The organism is Streptomyces sp. NPDC041940 (assembly GCF_055589465.1).
Window position 1 is genome coordinate 87,296 of record NZ_JBVJBP010000025.1, and the last position, 24,176, is coordinate 111,471.

At 72.9% G+C, this 24,176-nt stretch carries 24 protein-coding genes; 11 read left to right on the forward strand and 13 right to left on the reverse strand.

Translation table 11 applies throughout. From position 1 onward, the window contains the following. Positions 1-281: 281 nt before the first annotated feature. Entirely contained in the window at positions 282-1,454 is a 1,173-nt protein-coding gene (locus ACZ6I3_RS32965; RefSeq protein WP_469419654.1) for an acyl-CoA dehydrogenase family protein, read from the forward strand. On the opposite strand, the gene ACZ6I3_RS32970 is transcribed toward ACZ6I3_RS32965, so the two are convergent. Both ACZ6I3_RS32970 and ACZ6I3_RS32975 read right to left on the reverse strand, forming a co-directional pair. Continuing rightward, positions 1,417-1,665, reverse strand: a complete 249-nt coding sequence (locus ACZ6I3_RS32970; RefSeq protein ID WP_382840741.1) for a hypothetical protein — start codon at positions 1,663-1,665, stop codon at positions 1,417-1,419. The two genes, ACZ6I3_RS32965 and ACZ6I3_RS32970, sit on opposite strands and share 38 nt — an antisense overlap. A gap of 207 nt (positions 1,666-1,872) precedes the next feature. Then, positions 1,873-2,307: a hypothetical protein gene (locus ACZ6I3_RS32975; RefSeq protein ID WP_469419655.1), complete on the reverse strand. Its 435-nt coding sequence runs from the start codon at positions 2,305-2,307 to the stop codon at positions 1,873-1,875. A 268-nt stretch (positions 2,308-2,575) separates the two neighbouring features. Between ACZ6I3_RS32975 and ACZ6I3_RS32980 the strand changes: the two genes are divergently transcribed. The 4 genes from ACZ6I3_RS32980 to fxsA all read left to right on the forward strand — a co-directional run bounded on the left by ACZ6I3_RS32980 (position 2,576) and on the right by fxsA (position 6,677). Continuing rightward, positions 2,576-3,016, forward strand: coding sequence for an Lrp/AsnC family transcriptional regulator (locus tag ACZ6I3_RS32980; RefSeq protein WP_039932055.1), 441 nt, complete (start codon positions 2,576-2,578; stop codon positions 3,014-3,016). Between the two features lie 66 nt (positions 3,017-3,082). After that, complete coding sequence (locus ACZ6I3_RS32985) at positions 3,083-4,687, forward strand: amidohydrolase (RefSeq protein WP_469419656.1); 1,605 nt, start codon at positions 3,083-3,085, stop codon at positions 4,685-4,687. 533 nt (positions 4,688-5,220) lie between these two features. After that, positions 5,221-6,024 (forward strand): polyprenol monophosphomannose synthase, encoded by an 804-nt coding sequence (locus tag ACZ6I3_RS32990; RefSeq protein ID WP_469419658.1) that lies wholly within the window; start codon positions 5,221-5,223, stop codon positions 6,022-6,024. 77 nt (positions 6,025-6,101) lie between these two features. Next, the gene (gene fxsA, locus ACZ6I3_RS32995) at positions 6,102-6,677 is read left to right on the forward strand and encodes an FxsA family membrane protein (protein ID WP_469419660.1); all 576 of its coding nucleotides are present in this window, start codon (positions 6,102-6,104) and stop codon (positions 6,675-6,677) included. A 134-nt stretch (positions 6,678-6,811) separates the two neighbouring features. Here fxsA and ACZ6I3_RS33000 read toward each other — a convergent pair whose 3' ends face one another. The 4 genes from ACZ6I3_RS33000 to yczE all read right to left on the reverse strand — a co-directional run bounded on the left by ACZ6I3_RS33000 (position 6,812) and on the right by yczE (position 10,281). Further along, a complete protein-coding gene (locus ACZ6I3_RS33000; RefSeq protein ID WP_184597099.1) occupies positions 6,812-7,189 on the reverse strand; it encodes an RNA polymerase-binding protein RbpA in 378 nt (125 codons plus the stop codon). 278 nt (positions 7,190-7,467) lie between these two features. Further along, positions 7,468-8,814, reverse strand: coding sequence for an MFS transporter (locus tag ACZ6I3_RS33005; protein ID WP_469419661.1), 1,347 nt, complete (start codon positions 8,812-8,814; stop codon positions 7,468-7,470). Positions 8,815-8,863: 49 nt separating this feature from the next. After that, positions 8,864-9,631 carry a glycerophosphodiester phosphodiesterase gene (locus ACZ6I3_RS33010; RefSeq protein WP_469419663.1) on the reverse strand — a complete coding sequence of 256 codons (768 nt, stop codon included), beginning with the start codon at positions 9,629-9,631 and terminating at the stop codon, positions 8,864-8,866. After that, positions 9,628-10,281 (reverse strand): membrane protein YczE, encoded by a 654-nt coding sequence (gene yczE / locus ACZ6I3_RS33015; RefSeq protein WP_469419665.1) that lies wholly within the window; start codon positions 10,279-10,281, stop codon positions 9,628-9,630. Before yczE ends, ACZ6I3_RS33010 begins: the two co-directional genes overlap by 4 nt. A 100-nt stretch (positions 10,282-10,381) precedes the next feature. Between yczE and ACZ6I3_RS33020 the strand changes: the two genes are divergently transcribed. Then, on the forward strand, positions 10,382-11,881 hold the full coding sequence (locus ACZ6I3_RS33020; RefSeq protein WP_469419667.1) for an SCO1417 family PLP biosynthesis transcription factor: 1,500 nt from the start codon (positions 10,382-10,384) through the stop codon (positions 11,879-11,881). A gap of 105 nt (positions 11,882-11,986) precedes the next feature. Here ACZ6I3_RS33020 and ACZ6I3_RS33025 read toward each other — a convergent pair whose 3' ends face one another. Together ACZ6I3_RS33025 and ACZ6I3_RS33030 are read right to left on the reverse strand one after the other, a co-directional pair. Next, complete coding sequence (locus ACZ6I3_RS33025; protein ID WP_469419668.1) at positions 11,987-13,672, reverse strand: hypothetical protein; 1,686 nt, start codon at positions 13,670-13,672, stop codon at positions 11,987-11,989. A gap of 52 nt (positions 13,673-13,724) precedes the next feature. Next, positions 13,725-13,919 carry a hypothetical protein gene (locus ACZ6I3_RS33030; RefSeq protein WP_030843336.1) on the reverse strand — a complete coding sequence of 65 codons (195 nt, stop codon included), beginning with the start codon at positions 13,917-13,919 and terminating at the stop codon, positions 13,725-13,727. A gap of 298 nt (positions 13,920-14,217) precedes the next feature. On the opposite strand from ACZ6I3_RS33030, the gene ACZ6I3_RS33035 reads away from it, so the two are divergent. The 5 genes from ACZ6I3_RS33035 (at position 14,218) to ACZ6I3_RS33055 (ending at position 19,681) form a co-directional block, all read left to right on the forward strand. After that, entirely contained in the window at positions 14,218-14,610 is a 393-nt protein-coding gene (locus ACZ6I3_RS33035) for an ankyrin repeat domain-containing protein (protein ID WP_184597089.1), read from the forward strand. 300 nt (positions 14,611-14,910) lie between these two features. Next, positions 14,911-16,329 (forward strand): HEAT repeat domain-containing protein, encoded by a 1,419-nt coding sequence (locus ACZ6I3_RS33040; RefSeq protein WP_469419671.1) that lies wholly within the window; start codon positions 14,911-14,913, stop codon positions 16,327-16,329. A 186-nt stretch (positions 16,330-16,515) separates the two neighbouring features. Next, positions 16,516-17,643, forward strand: a complete 1,128-nt coding sequence (locus ACZ6I3_RS33045; protein WP_469419672.1) for a glycosyltransferase family 4 protein — start codon at positions 16,516-16,518, stop codon at positions 17,641-17,643. Further along, positions 17,640-18,818 carry a glycosyltransferase gene (locus ACZ6I3_RS33050; RefSeq protein WP_469419673.1) on the forward strand — a complete coding sequence of 393 codons (1,179 nt, stop codon included), beginning with the start codon at positions 17,640-17,642 and terminating at the stop codon, positions 18,816-18,818. Before ACZ6I3_RS33045 ends, ACZ6I3_RS33050 begins: the two co-directional genes overlap by 4 nt. Then, entirely contained in the window at positions 18,815-19,681 is an 867-nt protein-coding gene (locus tag ACZ6I3_RS33055) for an SGNH/GDSL hydrolase family protein (protein WP_469419674.1), read from the forward strand. The genes ACZ6I3_RS33050 and ACZ6I3_RS33055 overlap by 4 nt, the downstream gene beginning before the upstream one ends. A 27-nt stretch (positions 19,682-19,708) precedes the next feature. On the opposite strand, the gene ACZ6I3_RS33060 is transcribed toward ACZ6I3_RS33055, so the two are convergent. From ACZ6I3_RS33060 to ACZ6I3_RS33080, 5 genes are read right to left on the reverse strand one after another with little or no spacing between them, the layout of a single operon-like run. After that, complete coding sequence (locus ACZ6I3_RS33060; protein WP_469419676.1) at positions 19,709-20,578, reverse strand: 5-oxoprolinase subunit C family protein; 870 nt, start codon at positions 20,576-20,578, stop codon at positions 19,709-19,711. Further along, positions 20,575-21,192, reverse strand: a complete 618-nt coding sequence (locus ACZ6I3_RS33065) for a 5-oxoprolinase subunit B family protein (RefSeq protein WP_469419677.1) — start codon at positions 21,190-21,192, stop codon at positions 20,575-20,577. The genes ACZ6I3_RS33060 and ACZ6I3_RS33065 overlap by 4 nt, the downstream gene beginning before the upstream one ends. Continuing rightward, positions 21,189-21,947, reverse strand: a complete 759-nt coding sequence (locus tag ACZ6I3_RS33070; protein WP_469419679.1) for a LamB/YcsF family protein — start codon at positions 21,945-21,947, stop codon at positions 21,189-21,191. The genes ACZ6I3_RS33065 and ACZ6I3_RS33070 overlap by 4 nt, the downstream gene beginning before the upstream one ends. A 15-nt stretch (positions 21,948-21,962) precedes the next feature. Continuing rightward, positions 21,963-22,799: a putative hydro-lyase gene (locus ACZ6I3_RS33075; protein ID WP_469419681.1), complete on the reverse strand. Its 837-nt coding sequence runs from the start codon at positions 22,797-22,799 to the stop codon at positions 21,963-21,965. Next, entirely contained in the window at positions 22,796-24,097 is a 1,302-nt protein-coding gene (locus ACZ6I3_RS33080; RefSeq protein ID WP_469419683.1) for an MFS transporter, read from the reverse strand. The genes ACZ6I3_RS33075 and ACZ6I3_RS33080 overlap by 4 nt, the downstream gene beginning before the upstream one ends. Positions 24,098-24,176 lie beyond the last annotated feature (79 nt).

Below are 24,176 nucleotides of genomic sequence, written 5' to 3' on the forward strand. Positions count from 1 at the left end.
GATGACTCGGTGAACCGAAACGGTAGGAGGACTAGACCAGTTCGGTCAATGGTGCGGACCAATTTCGATTCGGCGGATGTGCTCGGGTATTACCTGAAGTAAGCGGTCGTTAACTGGTGACTGCATGCCTCCGATCGGGCATACTCACTGCGCACAGCCGCTGGTCAGCAGCTTCCGAGACCCGGGACTGCAAGCATCGGCCAGGCAGCAGAACGACCCGGCGGCGCCGCCCCCACCCATGGGCCCGTCCGCCAGTGCCCGACAGGGAGGAGAGCGTCGCCATGCCCGACCGCGCCCCGCAGCCGGTGGACCGACAACTGCCCACGGAGGAGGCCCGGGAACTGATCTCACTCGTCCGTGACATCGCGCGGCAGGAGATCACCCCGAAAGCGGCCGAGGAGGAGGACGCCGGCCGCTTCCCGCGGGACCTGTTCACCCTGCTCTCGCACTCCGGCCTGCTCGGCCTGCCGTACGCGTCCGAGTACGGCGGCGGCGACCAGCCGTACGAGGTCTATCTCCAGGTCCTCGAAGAGCTCTCCGCGGCCCGCCTCACGGTCGGTCTCGGCGTCAGCGTGCACACCCTGTCCTCCTACGCGCTCGCCGCCTACGGCACCAAGGAGCAGCAGGTCGAACACCTGCCCGGGATGCTCGGCGGCGGCATGCTCGGCGCCTACTGCCTCTCCGAGCCGCACTCCGGATCCGACGCGGCGGCCCTGCGCACCAAGGCCGTGCGGGACGGTGACGGCTGGGTGATCACCGGTACCAAGGCCTGGATCACCCACGGCGGGATCGCCGACTTCTACACGGTCATGGCGCGCACGGGCGAGGAGGGCCCGCGCGGGATCACCGCGTTCCTGGTGCCCGGCGACGGGCCGGGGGTGAGTGCGGCGGTGCCCGAGAAGAAGATGGGCATGAAGGGCTCGCCCACCGCCCAGGTCCACTTCGACGGCGTGCGGATCTCCGACGACCGGCGTATCGGCGAGGAGGGCCAGGGCTTCGCGATCGCCCTGTCCGCACTCGACTCGGGGCGGCTCGGCATCGCGGCGTGCGCGATCGGCGTGGCGCAGGCGGCGCTCGACGAGGCGCTGGCGTACGCGGCCGAAAGGCGGCAGTTCGGCAAGGCGATCGCCGACTTCCAGGGGCTGCGCTTCATGCTCGCCGACATGGCGACGCAGATCGAGGCGGGCCGTGCGCTCTACCTCGCGGCGGCGCGGCTGCGGGACGCGGGCCGGCCGTTCGCCCGGCAGGCGGCCATGGCCAAGCTGCACTGCACCGACACCGCGATGCGGGTCACCACCGACGCCGTGCAGGTCCTCGGCGGCTACGGCTACACCGCCGACTTCGCGGTCGAGCGCTACATGCGCGAGGCCAAGGTGCTGCAGATCGTCGAGGGCACCAACCAGATCCAGCGGATGGTCATCGCCCGCCATCTCGTGGGTCCAGAGGAACGCTGAACTGGTCGAGGCCCCGCCAGGGCGCCGCGAGCCGCATCCACTCCGGGTCGTGCCGGCCCGGCAGGGTGCGGCCGCCCTCGGCCCAGGTCCGCATCAGGTCGCGGTAGATCGGCGGGTCCTGGTAGCGCGGCGCGGGCGGCCGAACCGATTCTGCGGGTGCCGGGACGAAGAGGAGGCGCTGACGCCCGGTCACTGAGGAGATGGGGGTCATACCAGGCCAACGCGGCGAAGGCCGGACAGGTCACCGGACGGTGGAATCGGGCGTGCGTTCAGGGCTGCCCCCTCGCCGCTCCGCAAAGGCCCGGGGAGTGCGCGCCGCCCGGGTGCTCCGGACACACCGAACCGCGCCACGGCACACTGCGAGCCGTGGCGCGGTTCACTCACCGGGGTGGAGCGAGCGGACCGGGAAGGCCCGCGCTCAGGCTGCTTCGGGGCGCATGACGGAGACCCTGATCGGGCGCGAGCCCGGGCCGCCGACGTGCGAGAAGGGCTGGGTCCGCCAGTCGAGCCCCTGAGGGAGCGTCAACAGCAGGGCGGTGTCCTGCTCCTGCGGATCCGCGGACTCGTCCGCGGGGCGGGCGTCCGTGGCCCTGCGGCCGGTGCCGGCGCAGACCGTGAGTCCGAACGGGTTCCACGGCGAGGCGCACAGCGCGTGCTCCGGCAGAACCTCTTCGTCCGCCAGCAGCGCGATGGGCTGAGCGCAGTCCGGGCAGACGACCCGGAACATCTCGAAGGTGTCGTAGAAGTCGAGTTCGTCGTCGAAGGTGTCGGGTTCGACGCCCTCCGGCTCGGGCTCGACGACGAGCTGCGGCCGCTTGGGCGCGGTGCGACCAGGGCGCTTAAGACTCTGCATTGGGTTCTCCCCCTCGGACTGGGCCGTTCAGGCACTGAGGCCTCGGCCACAGCAAGCACTTCCCGTCCCCTCTCGGCGGTAATCACGAGAACATCACGGAGAACGTTCGAGCTGTGTGGCGTTCGTCACATGCCGCGCGCAGGTGCCCACTGCGGTGGATTTGTCCCCCGGACGGCTGACCATCGGCTTCCGGCCACATCACGAACGGTGCATGACCTGCGCTGCTCAGGTATCGGAGGAGATCAACGGCACTGTAGGTTCTTGCGCCATGGAGGAGCTGGACCGACAGATCGTGCAGCTGCTCGTCAAGGACGGGCGGATGAGTTACACCGACCTGGGCAAGGCCACGGGGCTGTCCACGTCGGCCGTGCACCAGCGGGTGCGCCGGCTGGAGCAGCGCGGCGTCATCCGCGGCTATGCCGCGGTCGTCGACCCCGAGGCCGTCGGACTGCCCATGACCGCGTTCATCTCGGTCAAACCGTTCGACCCCAGCGCGCCCGACGACATCGCGGAGCGGCTCGCGGGCGTGCCGGAGATCGAGGCCTGCCACAGCGTCGCGGGCGACGAGAACTACATCCTCAAGGTCCGCGTGGCAACGCCGCACGAGCTGGAGGAACTGCTCGCCCGGGTGCGGTCGTTGGCCGGGGTCTCGACGCGGACGACGGTGGTGCTGTCCACACCGTACGAGGCGCGGCCGCCACGGATCTGATCGCCGTCGGGCGTGGAAGGCGACCCTTGTTCGAAGTGATCGGGGTCAGGCGCGAGACTGTTGTCCATGAGTAAGTCCAGCGCCCCGTCGAAGACCGTCCTGCTCCGTCGTGGAGAGGTGCACAGCCCTGCCGATCCGTTCGCCACCGCGATGGTCGTGGAACGCGGGCAGATCGCCTGGGTGGGGTCGGAGGGGGCCGCCGACGCCTTCACGGACGGGGTCGACGAGGTGATCGACCTCGACGGCGCGCTGGTAACTCCGGCGTTCACCGATGCGCATGTGCACACCACTGCCACCGGCCTCGCGCTCACCGGCCTCGATCTGTCGGCCGCTCCCTCTCTCGAGGCCGCCCTGGCCCTCGTACGGGACTTCGCCGCCTCCCGTCCGGACGACCGCGTCCTGCTCGGACACGGCTGGGACGCCGCCCGCTGGCCCGGCGGCCGCCCCCCGACGCGTGCGGAGCTGGACGAGGCGGCCGGACACCGGCCCCTCTACCTCAGCCGGATCGACGTCCACTCGGCGGTCGTCAGCACGGCTCTGCTCGACCTGACCCCCGGCCACGTCACTCGCGAGGACGGGCCCCTCACCGCCGACGCCCACCACGCCGTACGGGCCGCCGCGTTCGCGGGCGTAACGCCTCAGCAGCGCGTCGACGCACAGCGCGCGGCGCTCGCGCACGCCGTCTCGCTCGGCATCGGCACGGTCCATGAGTGCGCCGGCCCGGAGATCTCCTCCGAGGACGACTTCACCGGCCTGCTGCGCCTCGCCGCCCAGGAGCCGGGACCGCGCGTCGTCGGCTACTGGGCCGAGCGGGACGTCGCCAAGGCGCGGGAGCTGGGCGCGATCGGCGCCGCGGGCGACCTGTTCGTCGACGGTGCCCTCGGCTCGCACACGGCCTGCCTGCACCAGCCGTACGCCGACGCCGGCCACACGGGCAACGCCTACCTGGACGCCGCCGCCGTGGCCGCCCATGTCGTCGCCTGCACCGAGGCGGGCCTCCAGGCCGGCTTCCACGCCATCGGCGACGCGGCGGTGGACGCCGTGGTCGAGGGCGTGCGCGCCACCGCCGAGAAGCTGGGCCTCGCCCGCGTCCGCGCCGCCCGCCATCGCGTCGAGCACGCCGAAATGCTCACCCCGGACGCGATCACGGCCTTCGCCGAACTCGGCCTCACCGCCTCCGTGCAGCCCGCCTTCGACGCCCTGTGGGGCGGCGAGGACGGCATGTACGCGCAGCGGCTGGGCGCCGAGCGGGCGCGTGCGCTGAACCCCTTCGCCGCCCTGCTGCGCGCCGGTGTCCCGCTCGCCTTCGGCTCCGACAGCCCCGTCACCCCGCTCGACCCGTGGGGCACGGTCCGGGCCGCCGCCTTCCACCGCACGCCGGAGCACCGCGTCTCCGTGCGCGCCGCGTTCACGGCGCACACGCGCGGCGGCTGGCGGGCCGTGGGACGGGACGACGCGGGCGTCCTGGTGCCGGGCGCCCCCGCCGACTACGCGGTGTGGGGCACCGGCGAGCTCGTGGTGCAGGCCCCGGACGACCGGGTCGCCCGCTGGTCGACGGATCCCCGCTCCGGCACCCCGGGTCTGCCCGACCTGACCCCGGGCCGCGACCTGCCCGTCTGTCTGCGCACCGTGGTGGGCGGACGCACGGTCTTCGTACGGCCGGGCGAGTGATCTACGGGGGTGGCGCGCACGCGATCGTGTGCCGCGCCCCCGGCGCGCGACCTGGGCATCCTCCGCACTGACCAGGCCTTTGCCGGACAATGCGCAGGTCAAACGGCTGTTGACAGGCGGGCGCAGGTGGCCGGTAGGTTCGGCGGAGTCCACCACCGGACGCCCGACCGGGAACGTCCGCGCACTCGCCGCAGCGCCGCCGGGTCAGGGACGGTGTGCCGCACCGGGCACCGCCACTGGGAGCCAGGCTCAGGCCGGTACAGCGCCGAGGGAACGTTCCGGCCGGTCGGGGAGGTGTGACCCGGGAGGGGCCCGGTCGCTCAGTAGACAACGGCTTTCGGTCGATCCGCAGCCAGCGGGTCCCAGGTCGGCCCGAAGGGCGCCGGGCCCCCAACCGCCCGTACGCTCGCACCCGAAAGCGCATTCTTACCCGCGCCTCGCGGATTCGACACCACCGTTCGAACGTCCTGTCGCGTCATCGCAGGCCGGGCCCACTATGGTGGATCCCTGCGTACGGACTTGAAGGGGCATCAGTGAACGACGGCGACGGAACCCTCGCGGCAGGAGCCCAGGGGAGGAAGTTCGGCCCGCTCGGCACGGCCTTGGTGATCATCCCGACCTACAACGAGGCGGAGAACATCAAGAGCATCGTCGGCCGGGTGCGCGAGGCCGTCCCCGAGGCGCACGTACTCGTGGCCGACGACAACAGCCCGGACGGCACCGGCAAGCTGGCCGACGAGCTGACGGTCGACGACGACCACGTCCACGTGCTGCACCGCAAGGGCAAGGAGGGCCTCGGCGCCGCCTACCTGGCGGGCTTCCGCTGGGGCCTGGAGCACGACTACGGCGTGCTGATCGAGATGGACGCCGACGGCTCCCACCAGCCCGAGGAACTGCCCCGTCTGCTCACCGCCCTCAAGAGCGCCGACCTGGTGCTCGGCTCGCGCTGGGTGCCCGGCGGCCGGGTGGTGAACTGGCCGAAGTCCCGTGAGGTGATCTCCCGGGGCGGCAGCCTCTACTCCCGCCTCGCGCTCGACCTGCCGCTGCGCGACATCACCGGCGGCTACCGGGCCTTCCGCCGCGAGACCCTGGAGGGCCTCGGCCTCGAGGAGGTCGCCTCGCAGGGCTACTGCTTCCAGGTCGACCTCGCCCGTCGCTCGGTCAAGGCCGGCTACCACGTCGTCGAGGTGCCGATCACCTTCGTCGAGCGCGAACTCGGCGACTCCAAGATGAGCCGCGACATCCTCGTCGAGGCGCTCTGGCGGGTCACGGCGTGGGGCGTGGGGGAGCGGGTCGGCAAGGTCACGGGGCGCGGCGGCAAGCCGGCCAAGCCCTAGCGGACCTCCAAGGCGCTCAAGGGGCTGGCTGATCTGCCCTTATCCCGGACTGAGCCGGGTCCAGGCACACTGGAGGCATGACGACTGGCGCTCAGACCCCCAGCACCCCTGCCCGGCCCCGGCGCTCCCGGCTGCGTACGTTCCTGCCGTTGGGGCTCGCCGCCTGGCTGGTGCTGGAGATCTGGCTGCTCACGGTGGTCGCGGGGGCGTCCAGCGGGCTGGTGGTCTTCCTCGTCCTGCTCGCGGGCCTCGTCCTCGGCTCGGTCGTGATCAAGCGGGCCGGCCGGCGCGCCTTCCGGAACCTCTCGGAGGCGCTGCAACAGCAGCAGGGCGGTGCGATGCCGGCGGCGGCCCGGCCGAACAGCGAGGGCAACGGCCTGATGATGCTGGGCGGCCTGCTGCTGATCATCCCCGGCCTGGTGTCGGACGCGGTGGGTCTGCTCCTGCTGCTGCCGCCGGTCCAGAAGGCCGTGAGCCGCTCCGCGGAGCGCACCTTCGAGCGCAAGCTCCGCGAGGCCGACCCGGGCAGCCTGGGCGGGGCGTTCCAGCAGGCCCGTATGCACCGGCCCGACGGCAAGGTCGTCCAGGGCGAGGTCATCAGGGACGAGCCGGGCGACGCCCCCAAGGAGCCGCGCCCGCCGCTGACGCACTGAGCGTCCCGGCGGCCGGGCACACGAGGCACCAGCCGGGCACACGAGGCACACGGACACGACGAAAACCGCGGGCGCCGTACGTGACGTACGGCGCCCGCAGTTCTGATGCGCTGTTCGGCCGGGCCCGGAGGGGCTCAGGCCGACTTGCGGCTGCTGTCCCGGGGATGAATCGCGATGTTCATCGCACCGGAGCGCAGCACCGCCAGGCGCTCCTCGAGGACCTCTTCGAGCTCCTCACGGGTGCGCCGCTCCATCAGCATGTCCCAATGCGTACGCGCGGGCTTGCCCTTCTTCTCTTCCGGGACATCGCCGTCCACGAGGAGTGCCTGGGCCCCGCAGACCTTGCACTCCCACTCCGGCGGGATCTCCGCCTCGACCGAGAAGGGCATCTCGAACCGGTGCCCCTTCTCGCATGCGTACTCCACGGCCTGGCGCGGAGCCAAGTCGATGCCGCGGTCCGTCTCGTAGCTGGTCACCACGAGGCGCGTGCCGCGAAGAGCTCGCTCACTCATGAATCGTGCCTCCCGGGCTTGTCGCCCACAGGACAGGTGTCGCTGTCGTCGTCATCCGGTCAACGTCCGGTCGGCGGTAAAGATTCCCGTTCCGAGTCCCGTTCCGGGTCATGCGTCGCCGTCGTAGCCGCAGCCTTGTCAACCCTTGCAGTACCCACCAGCGCCCGGTTTGTCACATCTGCTAGCAGATGTGACCCAGCGTTTCGGCATCTTTGACGCGCAGTAACGGTACGCCTGGCAGGCCAAACGCGTACACTACAGCCCTTTCGCGCCGAGTGCTAAATCTTGTCAGGAACCGGATTCCCCGCTTCGCGGATCGCACGCCCCACGGGTACCCGGGCGAGCAGGACGAATCCGATGACGAAGAAGCCCACCAGCGAGATGATCGCGTCCCGGTAGCTCCCGGTCAGCTGGTAGGTGAGTCCGAACAGCAGCGGCCCGAGCCAGCTCATGCCGCGGTCGCTCATCTCGTACGCCGAGAAGTATTCGGCCTCCTTCCCGGGCGGGACGAGATGGGAGAACAGGGAGCGGGACAGCGCCTGGCTGCCGCCGAGGACCAGGCCGATCCCGGCGGCCAGGACGAAGAACCACACCGGCGCCCCGGCCGGCAGGAAGTATCCGGCCGCCAGCGTCAGGGTCCACGCGACGAGCGAGCCGAGGATCGTGCGCTTGGCCCCATACGTCCGGGCCAGCCTGCCCATCGTCAGCGCGCCCGCCACCGCCAGCACCTGCACCAGCAGGATGGCGCCGATCAGCGTGGACTGCCCGAGGCCCAGTTCCTTGGAGCCGTAGACCGAGGCCTGGGAGATCACCGTCTGGATGCCGTCGTTGTAGACCAGGTACGCGAGCAGGAAGGCCAGGGTCAGCGGGTGGCGGCGCATGTCGCGGACGGTCGCCGCGAGCTGCCGGAAGCCGGGGAGGGCCGCCTCGCGCGCGGCGGACCTCCGGTCGCGCAGCCGCCGCAGCGGAATGAGGGCGAACGCCCCCCACCACAGGCCGGCCGACGCCAGGCAGATGCGGACCGCCGTGCTCTCGGAGATGCCGAAGCTCTCGTGTCCGGTGTAGAGGACGAGATTGCCGACCAGGACCAGCGATCCCGCCGCGTAGCCGAAGGCCCAGCCCCGGGAGGAGACGGCGTCCCGTTGCTCGGGCGGGGCGATCTGCGGCAGGTAGGAGTTGTAGAGCATCATCGCCACGGACTGCGCCGCGTTCGCGACGACCAGGAGGGCCCCGCCGAGCAGGTAGCGGTCGCCGTCCAGGAAGAACATGGCCGCTGTGGCCGTGGCGCCCGTGTAGGCGGCGATCGCGAGGAGGGGCTTCTTGCGGCCGGTGCGGTCGGCGGCTGCGCCCACCAGGGGCATCACCAGCACGGCCACGATCACCGACAGGGACACCGAGTACGCGAAGAAGGACCCGGCGCGCACCGGGATCCCGAGCGGGTGGACGTACCCGTCGCTGTCGGCCGCCGACTCGGCGACCGAGGTCAGGTAGGGGCCCAGGAAGACGGTGAGCACACTCGTCGAGTAGACGGAGCACGCCCAGTCGTAGAAGTACCAGCCGCGCTGCTCGCGTCTGAGATCCGCCGCCCCGTCGTCCTGCGGTGTCCGCACGGTGTCGGTGCCCACCCGTGCCCTCGCTTCCCCGTGAACGCACGGAGGGGGCGGGGCGGGGGTGTCAGACCCAGACGCCGCGGTCCTCCATGACCTTGCGCAACGTGTCGATGTGATCGGTCATGATGCCATCCACACCCAGGTCCAGGAGCCGGTGCATGCCCTCGGGGTCGTTGACGGTCCAGACATGCACCTGGAGCCCGCGCGCGTGGGCGGCGTGCAGGAAGCGGCGGTCCACGACCTGGATGCCGGACTGCATCTCGGGGACCTGGGCGGCGACCGCCGAGCGGCGCACCGTCGCGGGCAGCCCCCAGGAGCGCAGCCGCAGATTGAGCACGCCCCGGGTGCCGTACGACGTGGCCAGGCGCGGGCCGGCCAGCCGCTGGGCGCGCACCACGCGTGCCTCGGAGAACGAGCCGAGGCAGATCCGGTCCCAGGAGTCCGTCCGCCCGACCAGGTCCAGGAAGGGCAGCAGGGCGGCCTCCGCCTTGACGTCGACGTTCCAGCGCACGTCGGGGAAGGTCTCCAGGAGCTCCTCGAAGAGGGGCAGCGGTTCCTCGCCCGCCACGCGCGCGTGCCGTACCTCCTGCCACGGCAGGTCCGCGATCCGGCCCGCGCCGTCCGTCACCCGGTCCAGGGTCGCGTCGTGAAAGGCGACGAGTTTTCCGTCCCGGGTCGTATGGACGTCGGTCTCGATGTACCGGTAGCCCGCCTCGACGGCGCAGCGGAACTGCCGCACGGTGTTCTCCAGGCCGTCAGCCGCCCCGCCCCGGTGGGCGAAGGCGATCGGGCCGGGGTGGTCGAGATAGGGATGGCGTATCCGCGGGGTCACGGACGCAGTATCGCTCCTCGGGGTTGACCGGTGGCAACGATCGTGCTGCCGCCGGATGCCGCGGGGACGGCGAACACGCGCAGGAACAGCTGGGCGAGCGGGCCGATCGAGACCGCGTACAGCAGGGTGCCGATGCCGACGGTGCCGCCCAGGGCGAAGCCCGTCGCCACGACCGTGAACTCGAGGGCCGTGCGCACCAGGCGGATCGACACGCCCGTGCGCTGGTGCAGGCCCGTCATGAGGCCGTCGCGCGGACCCGGGCCGAAGCGCGCCGCGATGTACAGGCCGGTCGCCGCGCCGTTCAGGACGATCCCCGTCACCATGAGCGTCACGCGCACCACCGGGCCGTGCGCGTCGGGCACCAGGGCCAGCGTCGCGTCCATCGCCATGCCGATGACCAGCACGTTGGAGACCGTGCCCAGGCCCGGTCGCTGGCGCAGCGGGATCCAGGTGAGCAGCACCGCCGCGCCCACGATCGTCAGGACCACGCCGATCGACAGACCCGTCCGCTCGGCGAGGCCCTGGTGCAGCACGTTCCACGGCTCCAGCCCGAGCCCCGACCGGACGAGCAGCGCCGAACTCGCGCCGTACAGCGCGAGACCGGCGTAGAGCTGGGTCAGCCGCCGGGTGAGATGGCGCCGCGTGGACATGATGTGCTCTCCTCTGGTGCAAGTGGACTGATGCATGACACCCTGTGGCTTGGATGGAGACGTCATCCATGGCCAATTCGGGAAAGGTGGACTGATTCCGATGGCTCAGTGGACTTCGGCCGTGGGTGCGGCGCAGCTCGCCCGGCTGCTCAACTCCCAGCAGGAGCGCCCCGCAGGGCCCGGTACGCGCAGGCCGCCCGCCTATCGCGCACTCGCCGACGGCATCCGCCTGCTGGTGCTCGAAGGACGGATCCCGGTGGCCGCCCGGCTGCCCGCCGAGCGGGAACTCGCCCTCTCCCTGACCGTCAGCCGTACGACGGTCGCCGCCGCGTACGAGGCGCTGCGCGGTGAGGGCTTCCTGGAGTCCCGGCGCGGCGCGGGCAGCTGGACCGCCGTACCGGCCGGGAATCCGCTGCCCGCGCGCGGCCTTGAACCGCTGCCGCCCGAGACCCTCGGCTCGATGATCGACCTGGGCTGTGCGGCGCTGCCCGCCCCCGAGCCGTGGCTGACCCGGGCCGTGCAGGGTGCCCTGGAGGAGCTGCCGCCGTACGCGCACACGCACGGCGACTATCCCGCAGGGCTGCCGGCGCTGCGGTCGATGATCGCCGAGCGGTACACCGCGCGCGGGATCCCGACCATGCCCGAGCAGATCATGGTGACGACCGGGGCGATGGGCGCGATCGACGCGATCTGCCATCTGTTCGCCGGGCGGGGCGAGCGCATCGCCGTCGAGTCGCCCTCGTACGCCAACATCCTCCAGCTGATGCGGGAGGCCGGGGCCCGGCTGGTGCCCGTCGCGATGGCCGAGGGGCTCTCCGGCTGGGACATGGACCGCTGGCGGCAGGTCCTGCGGGACGCCGCGCCCCGGATCGCGTACGTCGTCGCCGACTTCCACAACCCGACCGGTGCGCTCGCCGGCGAGGACCAGCGGCGGCAGCTGGTGGACGCGGCGCGCTCCGCGGGGACCGTGCTGATCGCCGACGAGACGATGAGCGAGCTGTGGCTCGACCCGGAGGTGAGCATGCCGAAGCCGGTGTGTTCCTTCGACCGGGCCGGGTCCACGGTGATCACGGTGGGGTCGGCGAGCAAGGCGTTCTGGGCCGGGATGCGCATCGGCTGGGTGCGGGCCGCGCCGGACGTGATCCGCAGTCTGGTCGCCGCGCGGGCCTACGCCGACCTCGGCACTCCCGTGCTGGAGCAGCTGGCCGTCAACTGGCTGTTCGGGACGGGGGGCTGGGAGCAGGCCGTGGAGGTGCGGCGGGAGCAGGCCCGGGGCAACCGCGACGAACTCGTGGCGGCGGTGCGGCGGGAGCTGCCCGGGTGGGAGTTCGAGGTGCCCCGGGGCGGTCTGACGCTGTGGGTGCGGACCGGGGGGCTCTCCGGGTCGCGGCTCGCCGAGGCGGGGGAGCGGGTGGGGGTGCGGGTGCCGTCCGGGCCCCGGTTCGGCGTGGACGGGGCGTTCGAGGGGTATGTGCGGCTGCCGTTCACCGTGGGGGGTGCGGTGGCCGAGGAGGCGGCGGTGCGGTTGGCCGCGGCGGCGCGGATCGTGGAGGAGGGCGGTGCGGGGGCCGGAGAAGCGCCGCGGACGTTCGTGGCGTAGTGCTCCGCGGCTCGGCCGCGCGGGGCGTTCAGCTGCCGCCGGGCCGGTCGCGGCGGCCCGCCGTTGTGACCGGGTCGCGCGGTGCGACCGGGGCGCCCGGCGTGGCTAGGTGGCCTTCGCCTTCGTCTTCGCCGGCTTGGTCAGAACCGGTACCGGATTCGGAATCGAGTCCTTCGCCTTCGTCGGGACCGGCACCGGATCCGGCACGGACTCCGTCTTCGGCTCCGTGAGCGGCACCGCTTCCGTGCCCTCCGGCTCGGGGACCGTCTCCCCGTCCGCCGGTGTCGTGCGCGGCGGGAGGAGGTCCAGGACCGCCTGGCGGTGGGCGTCGGACGTGGCGTCGTCGTAGGGGTTCGGCGTGGCCGGGACCTGGAGGCGGTGGACCGGGCCCATGCCGAGCCGGGCGTAGCCGCGGCCGGGCGGGACATCCTCGACGGGGGTGGTGTGCGGGGGCGCTCCCAGGACGGACTCGAGCTGCTCGGCCGTCGCCGGGCCGAGGACCACACGCGCGCGGGTGTGCTGGCGTACCGGTTCGCCGAGGGCCTCCATGGTGTCCAGCTGCTCGGCCACGACCACCGTCACGTTCGCCGGGCGGCCGTGCCGCAGCGGGACCTGGAGGAGGGACTGCGGGTCCTTGCGGTCCTGGGCGGCGGCCAGGTGGGTGAACGCCGTCGGGCGGTCCAGGAGGATCCACAGGGGACGCTTGGTGTCGTCCGGCGGCGGCTCGCCCGCCTGGTGGGCACGGTTGGCGGCGATCAGCCGGCGCTCGGTCTCGGTCGCGGCCCACTCCAGGCTCGCCATCACCCCGGGGAGGCCGCATTCGACGGCCAGCACGCCGTCCCGGCCGGTCAGACAGGCGTACTCGCCGGTCCCGCCGCCGTCGACGATCACCACGTCGCCGTGCTGGAGGGCCTGCAGGGCGATGGACCGCAGCAGGGTCGAGGTGCCGGTGCCCGGCTGGCCGAGGGCGAGCAGATGGGGCTCGGTGGAGCGCAGGCCCGTGCGCCACAGGACCGGGGGCACGTCCCGTCGCTGGTCGCCGTGGGTCAGGGGGAGGGTGCGCTGGACCCGGGTGGGGTCGGTGAAGCCGAGGACCGTCTCGCCCGGAGCGGTGACGAAGCGCTGGGCGGCGATGTCGACGGCGAGCGGCATGAACACGCTGACCGTCAACTGGTTGCCTTCCTCTTCCCACGAGAAGTGGTACTCGCGGCCGCGGCCCGACTTGGCCGCGAGCAGGCCCTCGATCCGGGCGCGGGCCTCGGCCTCGCCGTCCGCGAAGTACGCCGGGTAGTGGATCACCAGGTGCGAGATCCGGCCGGTGCCGTCGAAGGCGTAGGTGGGGAAGGCCTTCTCCCAGGTGCCGCCGTGGGAGTACAGCGGCTCGGGGTCCTCGGCGGTCGAGAAGTACGGCACGAGCGCCTCGTACAGGGACTGAAGGCGCTGGGCCTGTGACTCGTCGGGCCCGTCGGAGGCCGACGCGGCCCGTTCCCGGCCCTGCCATGCGGCCGCCGCCATCAGGGTGATGGCGGCGAGCAGCGGTCCGTACGGCATCAGCGCCACGACCAGGAAGACGGAGGCCACCAGGAACAGCAGCGCTCCCCGTTTCTCCCTCGGGGTCTCGCTCCATCTGCGCCGTCCGGCCGCTGCCAGCCGGCGCAGACCGCGGCTGATCGTGATCAGCGGGTGGAGGACGTCGGTGGCGCTGTCGGCGGCCGTCCGGGCCAGCTCCCGGCTCCGGACGAGCTGCGCGCTGCCGTTGCTCAGAATGCGGGGGAGGGGGCGCCGGGCCACTGCTGCCTCCAGAGAGTGCGTACGGGCGGGATGCGTACGGGGTGCGGGGCCGTCAGAACTTGATTCCGCCCAGGAGGCTCGCCAGGCTCTCGCCGCCTGCCTTGATGCTCGGGGCGATGGCCGTGCTGGCCAGGTAGAAGCCGAAGAGCATCGCGACCACGGCGTGCGACGCCTTGAGGCCGTCCTTGCGGAAGAAGATGAAGACGACGATGCCGAGCAGGACCACGCCTGAGATGGAGAGGATCATTTGGGTTCTCCTGGTTCGCGGGGACAGTCACCATGAGTACTTCCAGGCTCACAGGATGTATCCATACGATAAAAGGTGCAACTGGGTGGAAAAGGGATGGTTTCCCCCGGGCTGCGGAGTGGTCCCGGAACCGGTCGAGCTGGGGTGTTGTGCCCGCCCGGGTCCGTAGTGATCTTTACCTCGGGCACATCGGGTCATGTGCCGCGCGAGCCAGTACCCTGGCGATTCACTCGTACGGCTGCACCACTGGCAGACGTGCGCACCCGACGTGATGAGCACTGGAGAGGCGGTCCGGCCGATGACCGAAGTCCCCGACCCCGAGGTCGTGGAGCTGGCGACCAAGATCTTCGATCTGGCCCGGCGGGGACGGACCGAGGCGCTCGTGGCGTATGTCGACGCGGGTGTTCCGGCCAACCTCACCAATGACCGCGGCGACTCGCTCGTGATGCTCGCCGCCTATCACGGCCACTCCGACGCGGTGCGTGCGCTGCTCGCCCGTGGCGCCGAGGCCGACCGGGTGAACGACCGAGGCCAGACCCCGCTCGCGGGAGCGGCCTTCAAGGGTGAGACGGACGTGATCAAGGCCCTCCTGGAGGGCGGCGCCGACCCGTCCGCCGGCACGCCCTCGGCCGTGGACACGGCCCGGATGTTCGGCCGGACGGAACTGCTCGAACTGTTCGGCGAGCGCTGAGCCGACCAGGCTGACCTGGAACGACACAAAAAACGGGGGAGGCGGTACGAGGCCGCCGAAATTTCGGTCGCGGCAGACGGAAGAGCCGAGTCATCATGACGACGTGGTTCACGGACGTGATGGTTGGGCAGGTGTTGCCGCACCGCGCGGGCCGTGACGCGGTCCGCAGGGGCCACCGACGAGAGGCAGAGGAAGATGGTCTACAGCAAGCAGGAAACGGCGGGCACTCCGACGTGTTGTCACGCGGCCAGGTAGTACACGTCCCCGGTTGCGTCGACGCTTGATGTGAGGCTGTTTCCCATGTTCGATCCGGTCATAGCGCCCAGCGGTACGCTGCTCGGCCTGCTCCAGCGGGGCCGCGGCGACGGCACGCTGCACGCGCTCACCGCCCCGCGCCCCGAGGCGCTCGCGGCGCTGAACCACTGTGTGCTGCGCGATCCCCGCAACGACTGGCAGGTGGAGAACCGCTCCCTCTACTACGCCCGCCTCTACCTCGACCTGAACGGCGAGCTGGACGCGATCCAGGCCCATCTCTTCGACGCCGAGGACGTCCTCGACACCGAGGAGTCACGCACCGGGCTCGCTCTCGCCGTCCTCGGGCACCTCGCCTCCTACGGCAGGCGGGACGCGCTCGAACTGCTGCGCAGGTACGCCGCCCACGGCTCGAACTGGGCCTGGGCCCTGGACGAACTCGCCCTCAGGGACGACGACGCCGGCCTGCGTGCCCTCGCCGCGCCCGTCCTCGCCCGGTTCCCGGCCGATCCGGAGGGCGAGGCCGAGCTGGCCGCCACCGTCCGCGACGCCTTCGAGCCCCGGCCGTGGCGGCTGTGGGCCGAGGATCCACGCGAATCCATCGCCACACGCGTGCGTGCCGCGCTTGAGACCGGCAGCTTCGACCGCTGGCAGCGGCAGATGCGGCCGACGGGCCCGCGCCCGGGCTGGAGTGTGCAAGCCGTCTTCGAATGGGCCCAGCAGGGCCTCGACCGGGGCGCCGCACTCCATGTCCCGGCCGCCCGCTGCCTCACCGCCGTGGCGGGGCCCGAGGACCGGGCCGAGATCGTCCAGGCCGCGAAGGACGGCGGCGACGGAGCGCGGTGCACCGCCCTGCGCTACCTCGCCGACGGCAACGATCCCGACGCCCTCGACCTGATCGAGGCCGCCGTGGCCACCGGCTCGACGGTCGTCGTGGAAGCCGCCGTCGACGCCTTCGAACGGATGCGCAGTCTCGTCGCCGTGGACCGGGCGCGCGGCTGGGCGCACCGGCCCGACGAACTGGGCGCCGCCGCCGGGCGCGTCCTCGCCTGTCTGGGCGGGGTGCACGACCGGGACCTGGTCCTCGCGGCGCTACGGGAGGCGGTGCGCGGCGAAGGCCCCGACGCGCCGACCCTGTGGACCCTGGTCGACGGCGCCGGACGGCTCGGCATCGCCTGCGCCGCGCCCGTGCTCCGCCACGTCTACCGCGAGACCGCCTCGTCCCATCTGCGCGGCCGGGCCGCCCGGGCCCTCGCCGCCACCGACCCCTCCTTCGCCACCGGCTTCGCCGTCGAATGCCTGTGGGACTGCGAGGAGACCACCCGCGAGATCGCCGCCCGGCACGCCGAGACCGGCGACACCCGGGTCGTGGAGCGACTGCGCCGGCTCGCCGCCGACCCGGCCGAGGAGGCCGAGGTCCAGACAGCCGTCCGCAGCCGGATCGGTCCCGAGGAGACCGCCGTATGAACCCCTCCGTTCCAGGACGCCAGGGCGGAATCAGGCCGCCCGGGTGAACGAGGGGTGACTCGCGGGTCAGGAGCGTATGGACGCGGCCTGACCTGCGCGGGTGCACCTCAGAACGCTCATAGGACGTTCCTCGTTCGGAAAGATCCACGTTGACGCGGCCACGTCCGGCCCGGCGACAACACCGGTATGCGTGTCGTCATCGTGACCGAATCCTTTCCCCCCGACGTGAACGGCGTGGCCCACTGCGCGCTCCAGACCGCCCGGCACCTCGTCGATCGCGGTCACACTCCCGTCGTCGTGGCCCCGGCCCCGGCGCCCGGCAACAAGCCCGACGCCTCCGCGCCGTGCCGGGTCGTCCACGTCCCCTCCCTCCCGCTCCCCGGCTACCCCCAGGTCCGTGTCGCCCTCCCCAGCCGCCGCCTGGCCGCCACCCTCATCGAGCACCGTGCCGATGTCGTCCACCTCGCCAGCCCCTTCGTCCTCGGCGTGCGCGGCATGGCCGCCGCCGCCCGCCTCGGCATCCCCGCCGTCGCCGTCTACCAGACCGACCTGGCCGGATACGCCCGTACGTACATGGGCGCCGGAGAGGCCGCCGCCTGGCGGCGCATCCGCTCCGTCCACGGCGCCGCCGACCTCACCCTCGCCCCGTCCAGCGCTGCCCTCAACGACCTGGAGACGCACCAGGTGCCCCGGGTCAAGCTGTGGCCGCGCGGCGTCGACACCGAACGTTTCCGGCCGGACCGCCGCGATGAGGCCCTGCGCCGCGAGCTGGCCCCGGGCGGCGAGCTGATAGTCGGCTACGTCGGCCGGCTCGCTCCCGAGAAGCACGTCGAACTCCTCGCCGGTGCCTGCGGCCTGGAGGGCGTCCGGGTCGTGATCGTCGGCGACGGCCCCAGCCGGCCCGGGCTGGAGCAGGCTCTGCCCGGCGCGGTCTTCCTCGGCCGCCGCACCGGTGACGATCTCGCCCGGGTCTTCGCCTCGTTCGACGTCTTCGCGCACACGGGCCCCTTCGAGACCTTCTGCCAGACCGTGCAGGAGGCCATGGCCAGCGGCCTGCCGGTCGTGGCGCCCGCCGCGGGCGGGCCGCTGGACCTGGTCGCGCACGGGCACACCGGGCTGCTGGTGCCGCCGCGCGACGCGACCGCCGTACGGGACGCGGTGCGGTCCCTGGCCGCCGATCCCGGGCTGCGGGCCGCCTACGGCGCCGCCGGGCGCGCCACCGTCGAGGGCCGCACCTGGGCCGCCGTCGGCGACCAGCTCATCGGGCACTACGCGAACGTGCTCGCCGGACGCAGGACGGTGGTGGCGGCATGAGCGCGCGGAACGGGACCGGCCCCTCGCTGCGGATCGTCCGGCTCGCCAACTTCGTCGCCCCCGCGTCCGGCGGTCTGCGCACCGCCCTGCGGGAACTCGGCAGGGGCTTCAAGGAGGCGGGGCACCAGCCCGTCCTCGTCGTCCCCGGCGAGCGGACGAGCGACCGCGAGACCGAGCAGGGGAGGGTGATCACCCTCCCCGGGCCGCTGCTGCCCGGCACCGGCGGCTACCGCGTCCTCGCCGACAAGCGGCGGGTGGCCCGGCTCCTGGAGGAACTCGCGCCGGACCGTCTCGAGGTGTCCGACCGTACGACCCTCAGGTGGACCGGCAAGTGGGCGCGGCGCGCCCGGGTCCCGGCCGTGATGGTCTCCCACGAGACCGCCGACGGCGTGCTGCGCACCTGGGGCCTGCCCGAGGGCGCCGCCCGGCGTGCCGCCGACGCCCTCAACGTCCGTACCGCCCACACATACGCGCGCGTGGTGTGCACCACCGAGTTCGCCGAGCGGGAGTTCGTACGGATCGGGGCACGCAACGTCGTCCGGGCCCCGCTCGGCGTCGACCTGGTGCAGCGGCACCCGGCGCTGCGCGATCCGGAGCTGCGGGCGCTGCACGCGCGCGGGGACGAGACGCTGCTCGTGATGTGCTCACGGCTGTCCGTGGAGAAGCGGCCCGGCACGGCGCTGGACGCCCTGGAGACGCTACGGCGGCGCGGGCGGCGGGCGGTGCTGGTGGTGGCGGGCGACGGTCCGCTGCGCGCGCGGCTCGAACAGCGGGCACGCGAGAGCGCCTTGCCGGTCACCTTCCTCGGGCATGTCACGGACCGCGGGCTGCTCGGCGCGCTCCAGGCGTCCGCCGACGTCGCCCTGGCGCCGGGGCCCGCCGAGACGTTCGGGCTCGCCGCGCTGGAGGCCATGGCGTGCGGCACTCCCGTGGTGGCGAGCGCGTCGTCCGCGCTGTCCGAGGTCATCGGCTCCGCCGGGTCCGTCGCGGCGGATCACGGGGAGGCCTTCGCGGACGCCGTGGACCTGCTGCTCGAAGGCCTGGAGGCGGACCGGCGCGAGGCCGCACGCGCGCGTGCGGAGTGCTTCGGCTGGAACGCGGCGGTCGACGCCTTCCTCGCCGCGCACGACGCGGCCGTCCCCGTGCGCCCGTATGTGCCCGGGGGCGTGGCATGAGACCCCCGCGGTTCGTGGGAGCCCCGCGTTTCGTGGCCCTCGGCGACTCGCTGACCGAGGGCGTGGGCGATCCCGTCGGCGACGGGTGGCGCGGCTGGGCCGCGCTGCTCGCCGACGGGCTCTCCGAGGGCCCCGCCCGGTTCACCAACCTCGCGGTGAGCGGGGCGCAGACCCGGGACGTGCTGGAGCGGCAGCTGCCCGCCGCGCTGGAGCTGCGGCCCGAGCTCGTGTCCGTCGTCGTCGGCGTCAACGACACCCTGCGCTGCACCTTCGACATCCAGGCCGTGGCGGCCCGGCTCGACCGGGTGTACCAGGCCTGCACCGAGCGGGGCGCGGTCCTGCTCACCGCGTGCCTGCCCGACCCGGGCACGATGCTCGGGCTGCCGGGGGCGCTGGCCCACCCGCTGGCGCGGCGGCAACGGGCCGTGAACGCGGTCGTCCATGCCCTGTCCGACCGGTACGAAGCCCTGCATCTGCACGCGTGCGAGGGCGACTGGACCACGGACCGCGCCATGTGGAGCGCGGACCGGCTGCACCCCGGCGAGCGGGGACACCGGCAACTGGCCCTGCGCTTCCACGCACTGCTCGCGGAGCACGGCCTCGCGACGGGCCCCGTGCCCTCGCCCGAGCCCGACTTCCCCGTCCCGACGAAGTCGGCGAGCCTGTGGTGGCTGGCCACGGCCGGCACCGGCTGGGTGGCCCGCCGCTGCACCGACCTGCTGCCCCAGCTCCTGACCCTGGCCACCGACGAACTGCGGCACCGCGCCCGGGGGACCAGCGCCCGGCTCGACCTGAGGGCCTCCGCGGCGGTCTCGGCGGCGCTGGCCGCGCTGTCGGTGGTGGAGCAGGCGGATGCGGCCTGACCCGGTCGGCGGCCTGCTCCGAAGGGTTCAGCGCCGCCGTACGGCCACGAAGCGCACCGGCGTACCCGGGACCGCCTGGGCGGCGGCCGGCAGGTCGGCGGCCCGGACCACCGCGATCACCGGGTAGCCCCCGGTGGTCGGATGGTCGGCCAGGAACACCACCGGCCTGCCGTCGGGCGGCACCTGGACCGCGCCCAGCACCATGCCCTCGCTGGGGAGTTCACCGTGCCGGGCCCGCTCCAGGGCGGGGCCCTCCGTGCGCAGCCCGATACGGTTGCCGGCGGCGGACACCCGGTAGGGGCGTGAGAGGAAGGCGCGAACGGCCTCCGGCGTGAACCAGTCGTCGCGCGGGCCGAGTGTCACCCGCAGGACCAGTTCGGACGGCGGCGCCGGCTGCGGGGCGACGTCCACGCGCGCGTGCACACCGGTCGGCCGGCCCAGCGGCAGCACCGTGCCGTCCGTGAGCGGGGCCGGGCCGAGCCCAGACAGCAGGTCCGTCGAACGGCTGCCGAGCACGGGCTCGACGGCGACGCCCCCGGAGAGCCCCACGTACGCGCGCACGCCCGACAGCGCCGGACCGACGTCCAGCAGCGCCCCGGCGGGCACGCGCACCGGCGCGCTCCAGGGGACGGGCCGGCCGTCCACCATGACCCGGCAGTGCGCGCCCGCCACCGCGATCGTGACCGTCGAACGGGGGCGCACGGCACAGCCGTTGAGCGTCGTCTCCAGTACTGCGGCCCCGGGCGGATTGCCGACCAGCCGGTTGACGAGGTCCGCGGCCGGCCCGTCCAGGGCACCGGAGCGGGGGACGCCGAGATGGGCGTGCCCGGGGCGGCCGAGGTCCTGCACGGTGGTCAGGGCCCCGGCCCGTACGACGGCCAGGGCGCGATCCGTCATGACCCCGCCTCGGGTACGAACCGCACGCGCGTGCCCGGCGACAGCAGCGCGGCCGGCACACGCGCGTGGTCCCACAGGACGGTGTCCGTCGTGCCGATCAGCTGCCAGCCGCCCGGCGACGAGCGCGGGTACACGCCCGTGTACGGGCCCGCCAGCGCCACCGACCCGGCGGGGACGGCCGTGCGCGGGGTGGCCCGGCGCGGGACGTCGTAGCGAGAGGGCAGCCCGGTGAGATAGCCGAAGCCGGGCGCGAAGCCGCAGAAGGCGACCCGGAACTCCGTCTCCGCGTGGATACGGGCGACCTCCCGCTCCGGCACGCCCCAGTGCGCGGCGACATCCGCCAGGTCCGGGCCGTCATACCTCAGGGGGATCTCGACCACCTCAAGCGCGCGTGGGGGAGCGGGCGGCAGTTCGGCGGCGGTCAGTTCGGCGGCCAGCCGGGCGGGGGAGTCGAGGCCGTCGAGGAGGACCGTGCGGGCCGCGGGGACGATCTCACGGGCCGACAGCGAGCCCTCCGCGCGGCGTCGCAGCAGCTCCGCGTGCAGGGCCTGGGCCTCGTCGCCCGAGGCGACCTCGACGAGCAGCGCGTCCTCGCCGACGGGCCGGACCTTCATGCGAAGGCCTCCACCCGGATCCCCGACGACTCCAGCCGTGCCCGCACCCGGCGCGCCAGCTCCACCGCGCCGGGTGTGTCGCCGTGCAGGCACAGGGAACGCGCGCGTACCTCGATCCGGGTCCCCGAGTGGGAGGAGACCTCGCCGGAGCGGGCCAGGCTCAACGACCGCTCCACGACGGCCTCCGGGTCGGTGACCACGGCCCCCTCCCGCGCGCGCGGCACCAGGGTGCCCGCGTCGGTGTACGCCCGGTCCGCGAACGCCTCCGTGACCACCGGCAGTCGAGCCTTCCCTGCGAGGTCCAGCAGGCGTGATCCGGGCAGGCCCAGCACCGGCAGCGCGGCATCCGCGAGGAGCACCCCGTCGACGACCGCGGCGGCCTGCTCCTCGTCGTGCACGACCCGGTTGTAGAGCGCGCCGTGCGGCTTGACGTAGGCCACGCGGGAGCCGGCGGCGCGGGCGAAGACCTCCAGGGCGCCGATCTGGTAGGCCACTTCGGCCGCCAGCTCGGCGGACGGCACGTCCATCGCGCGCCGCCCGAAACCGGCCAGGTCCCGGTAGGACACCTGGGCGCCGATCCGTACCCCGCGCTCGGCCGCCAGCTCGCACACTCGGCGCATGGTGGCCGCGTCCCCGGCGTGGAAGCCGCACGCCACATTGGCGCTGGTTACCACGGACAGCAGCCGTTCGTCGTCGGTAAGTTGCCAGCGGCCGAAGCCCTCGCCGAGGTCGGCGTTCAGGTCGATCGAGGTCACGTGTCGCATCTCCTGTCAGGCCACGCGGTACTGCTCGTCGCGGGCGTCGGTGAGGAACATCTGCCCCGGGGCGTGCGTGAGGGCGAACGGCGGGCGCGAGGCCATCACGGCCGCCTGCGGGGTCACCCCGCACGCCCAGAACACCGGGATGTCGTCCGGTTCGGTGTCCACCGGGTCGCCGAAGTCGGGACGGCCGAGGTCGTCGATGCCGAGCCCCGACGGGTCGCCGCAGTGCACGGGGCTGCCGTGCACCGCCGGCAGCAGACCGCTCTCCCGGATCGCCGCGGCCAGGTGCGGCGGCGGCACCGGCCGCATGGACACCACCAGCGGTCCGTGCAGCCGCCCGGCCGGACGGCACTGCCGGCTCGTCACGTACATCGGGACGTTGCGGCCCTGCTCGACATGGCGGATCGGGACGCCCGCCTCGCTGAGCGCCCACTCGAAGGTGAAGCTGCAGCCGATCAGGAACGACACCAGGTCGTCCCGCCAGTGGGCGCGCACGTCCGTCGGCTCGTCCACCAACTCGCCGTCCCGCCACACCCGGTAGCGCGGCAGATCGGTGCGCAGATCCGCGCCGTCGGCGAGCACGGTGGTCCAGGATCCGGCGTCCGTGACGTCGAGGACCGGGCACGGCTTGGGGTTGCGCTGGCAGAACAGCAGCATGTCGTAGGCCCAGTCGGCGGGCACCGAGATGAGGTTGGCCTGGGTGTGACCGGCCGCGACCCCGGCCGTAGGACCCGTCAGGCCCTCCCGGAAGCGGGCGCGGGCCGTTCTCGGGCTCCACGCGTGCGCGTGCTCGTCGACGAGCACCACGGGGCGGTCCTCGGTGTCGGTGGTCGGCGTGCGGTTCACGTGAGCTCCTTCCCGCGCGTCTCCGGCAGCCCGAGCAGCGCCAGCGCCGCGAGGCCGTAGCCGATCGCCCCGAAGACCAGCGCGCCGCCGACGCCCCAGCTGTCGGCCAGGAAACCGACCATCGTCGGGAACACGGCGCCCACCGCGCGCCCGGTGTTGTACGTGAAGCCCTGCCCCGTACCGCGTACCGCCGTCGGGTACAGCTCGCTCAGGTAGGAGCCGAATCCACTGAAGATCGCCGACATGCAGAAACCGAGCGGGAAACCGAGCATCAGGAGCAGGGTGTTGGCGCCGCTCGGGATGTTCGCGTACGCCAGGATGCAGATCGCCGACAGCAGGGCGAAGAGCCAGATGTTGCGCTTGCGGCCCAGCTTGTCGGTGAGGTAGCCGCCGGTGAGGTAACCGATGAAGGCGCCCGATATCAGGAACGTCAGATAGCCGCCGGTGCCGACGACGGACAGCTCGCGCTCGGACTTCAGATACGTCGGAACCCAGGTGGCCAGCGTGTAGTAGCCGCCCTGGACACCGGTCGAGAGCAGCACGGAGAAGAGCGTGACACGCAGCAGACCCGGCTTGAAGATCGCCTTGAAGGAACCCTTCTCCGCGCTCTGCTCACGGGCGGCGGCGGCCTCGGGCGCGTCCTGCACACTGCGCCGCAGCCAGATGACGAGCAGCGCGGGCAGCGCGCCGGTCCAGAACATGATGCGCCAGGCCAGATCGTCGCCGGCCACCGAGAAGACCAGCGTGTAGACGATCACGGCGAGGCCCCAGCCCACGGCCCAGGAACTCTGGATCGCGCCGAGGGTGCGGCCCCGGTGCTTGGCGCTCGCGTACTCGGCGACGAGGATCGCGCCGACCGCCCACTCGCCGCCGAAACCGAGGCCCTGGAGGGCGCGGAAGACCAGCAGCGTCTCGTAGTTGGGCGCGAAGCCGCAGGCGACGGTGAAGACCGCGTAGGTGATCACCGTGATCATCAGGGCCTTCACCCGGCCGATGCGGTCCGCGAGGACGCCCGCGAGGGCGCCGCCGATCGCGGAGACCACCAGCGTGACCGTGGTGAAGAGACCGGTCTGGCCGCTGTTCAGGCCGAAGTAGGCCGACAGCGCGACCATGCTCAGCGGCAGCGTGAAGTAGTCGTACGAGTCGAGGGCATAGCCGCCGAAGGCGCCGCCGAACGCGCGGCGGCCGCGCGGTCCGAGGGCGCGCAGCCAGCCGAACGCCCCGTCGTCGGAGGTGCGTTCGGCCGCCACGGGGCGTGTGTCGTCGGTCAGGGCTTGCGGTGGAGGGGGCGTGCTCATGGGCACCTCGCAGAGGGGGGACGGAGAGTGCTTCGGGCCGAGCCGTGCCCAGCACCGTAGGGGATTGTTCAACGATCCC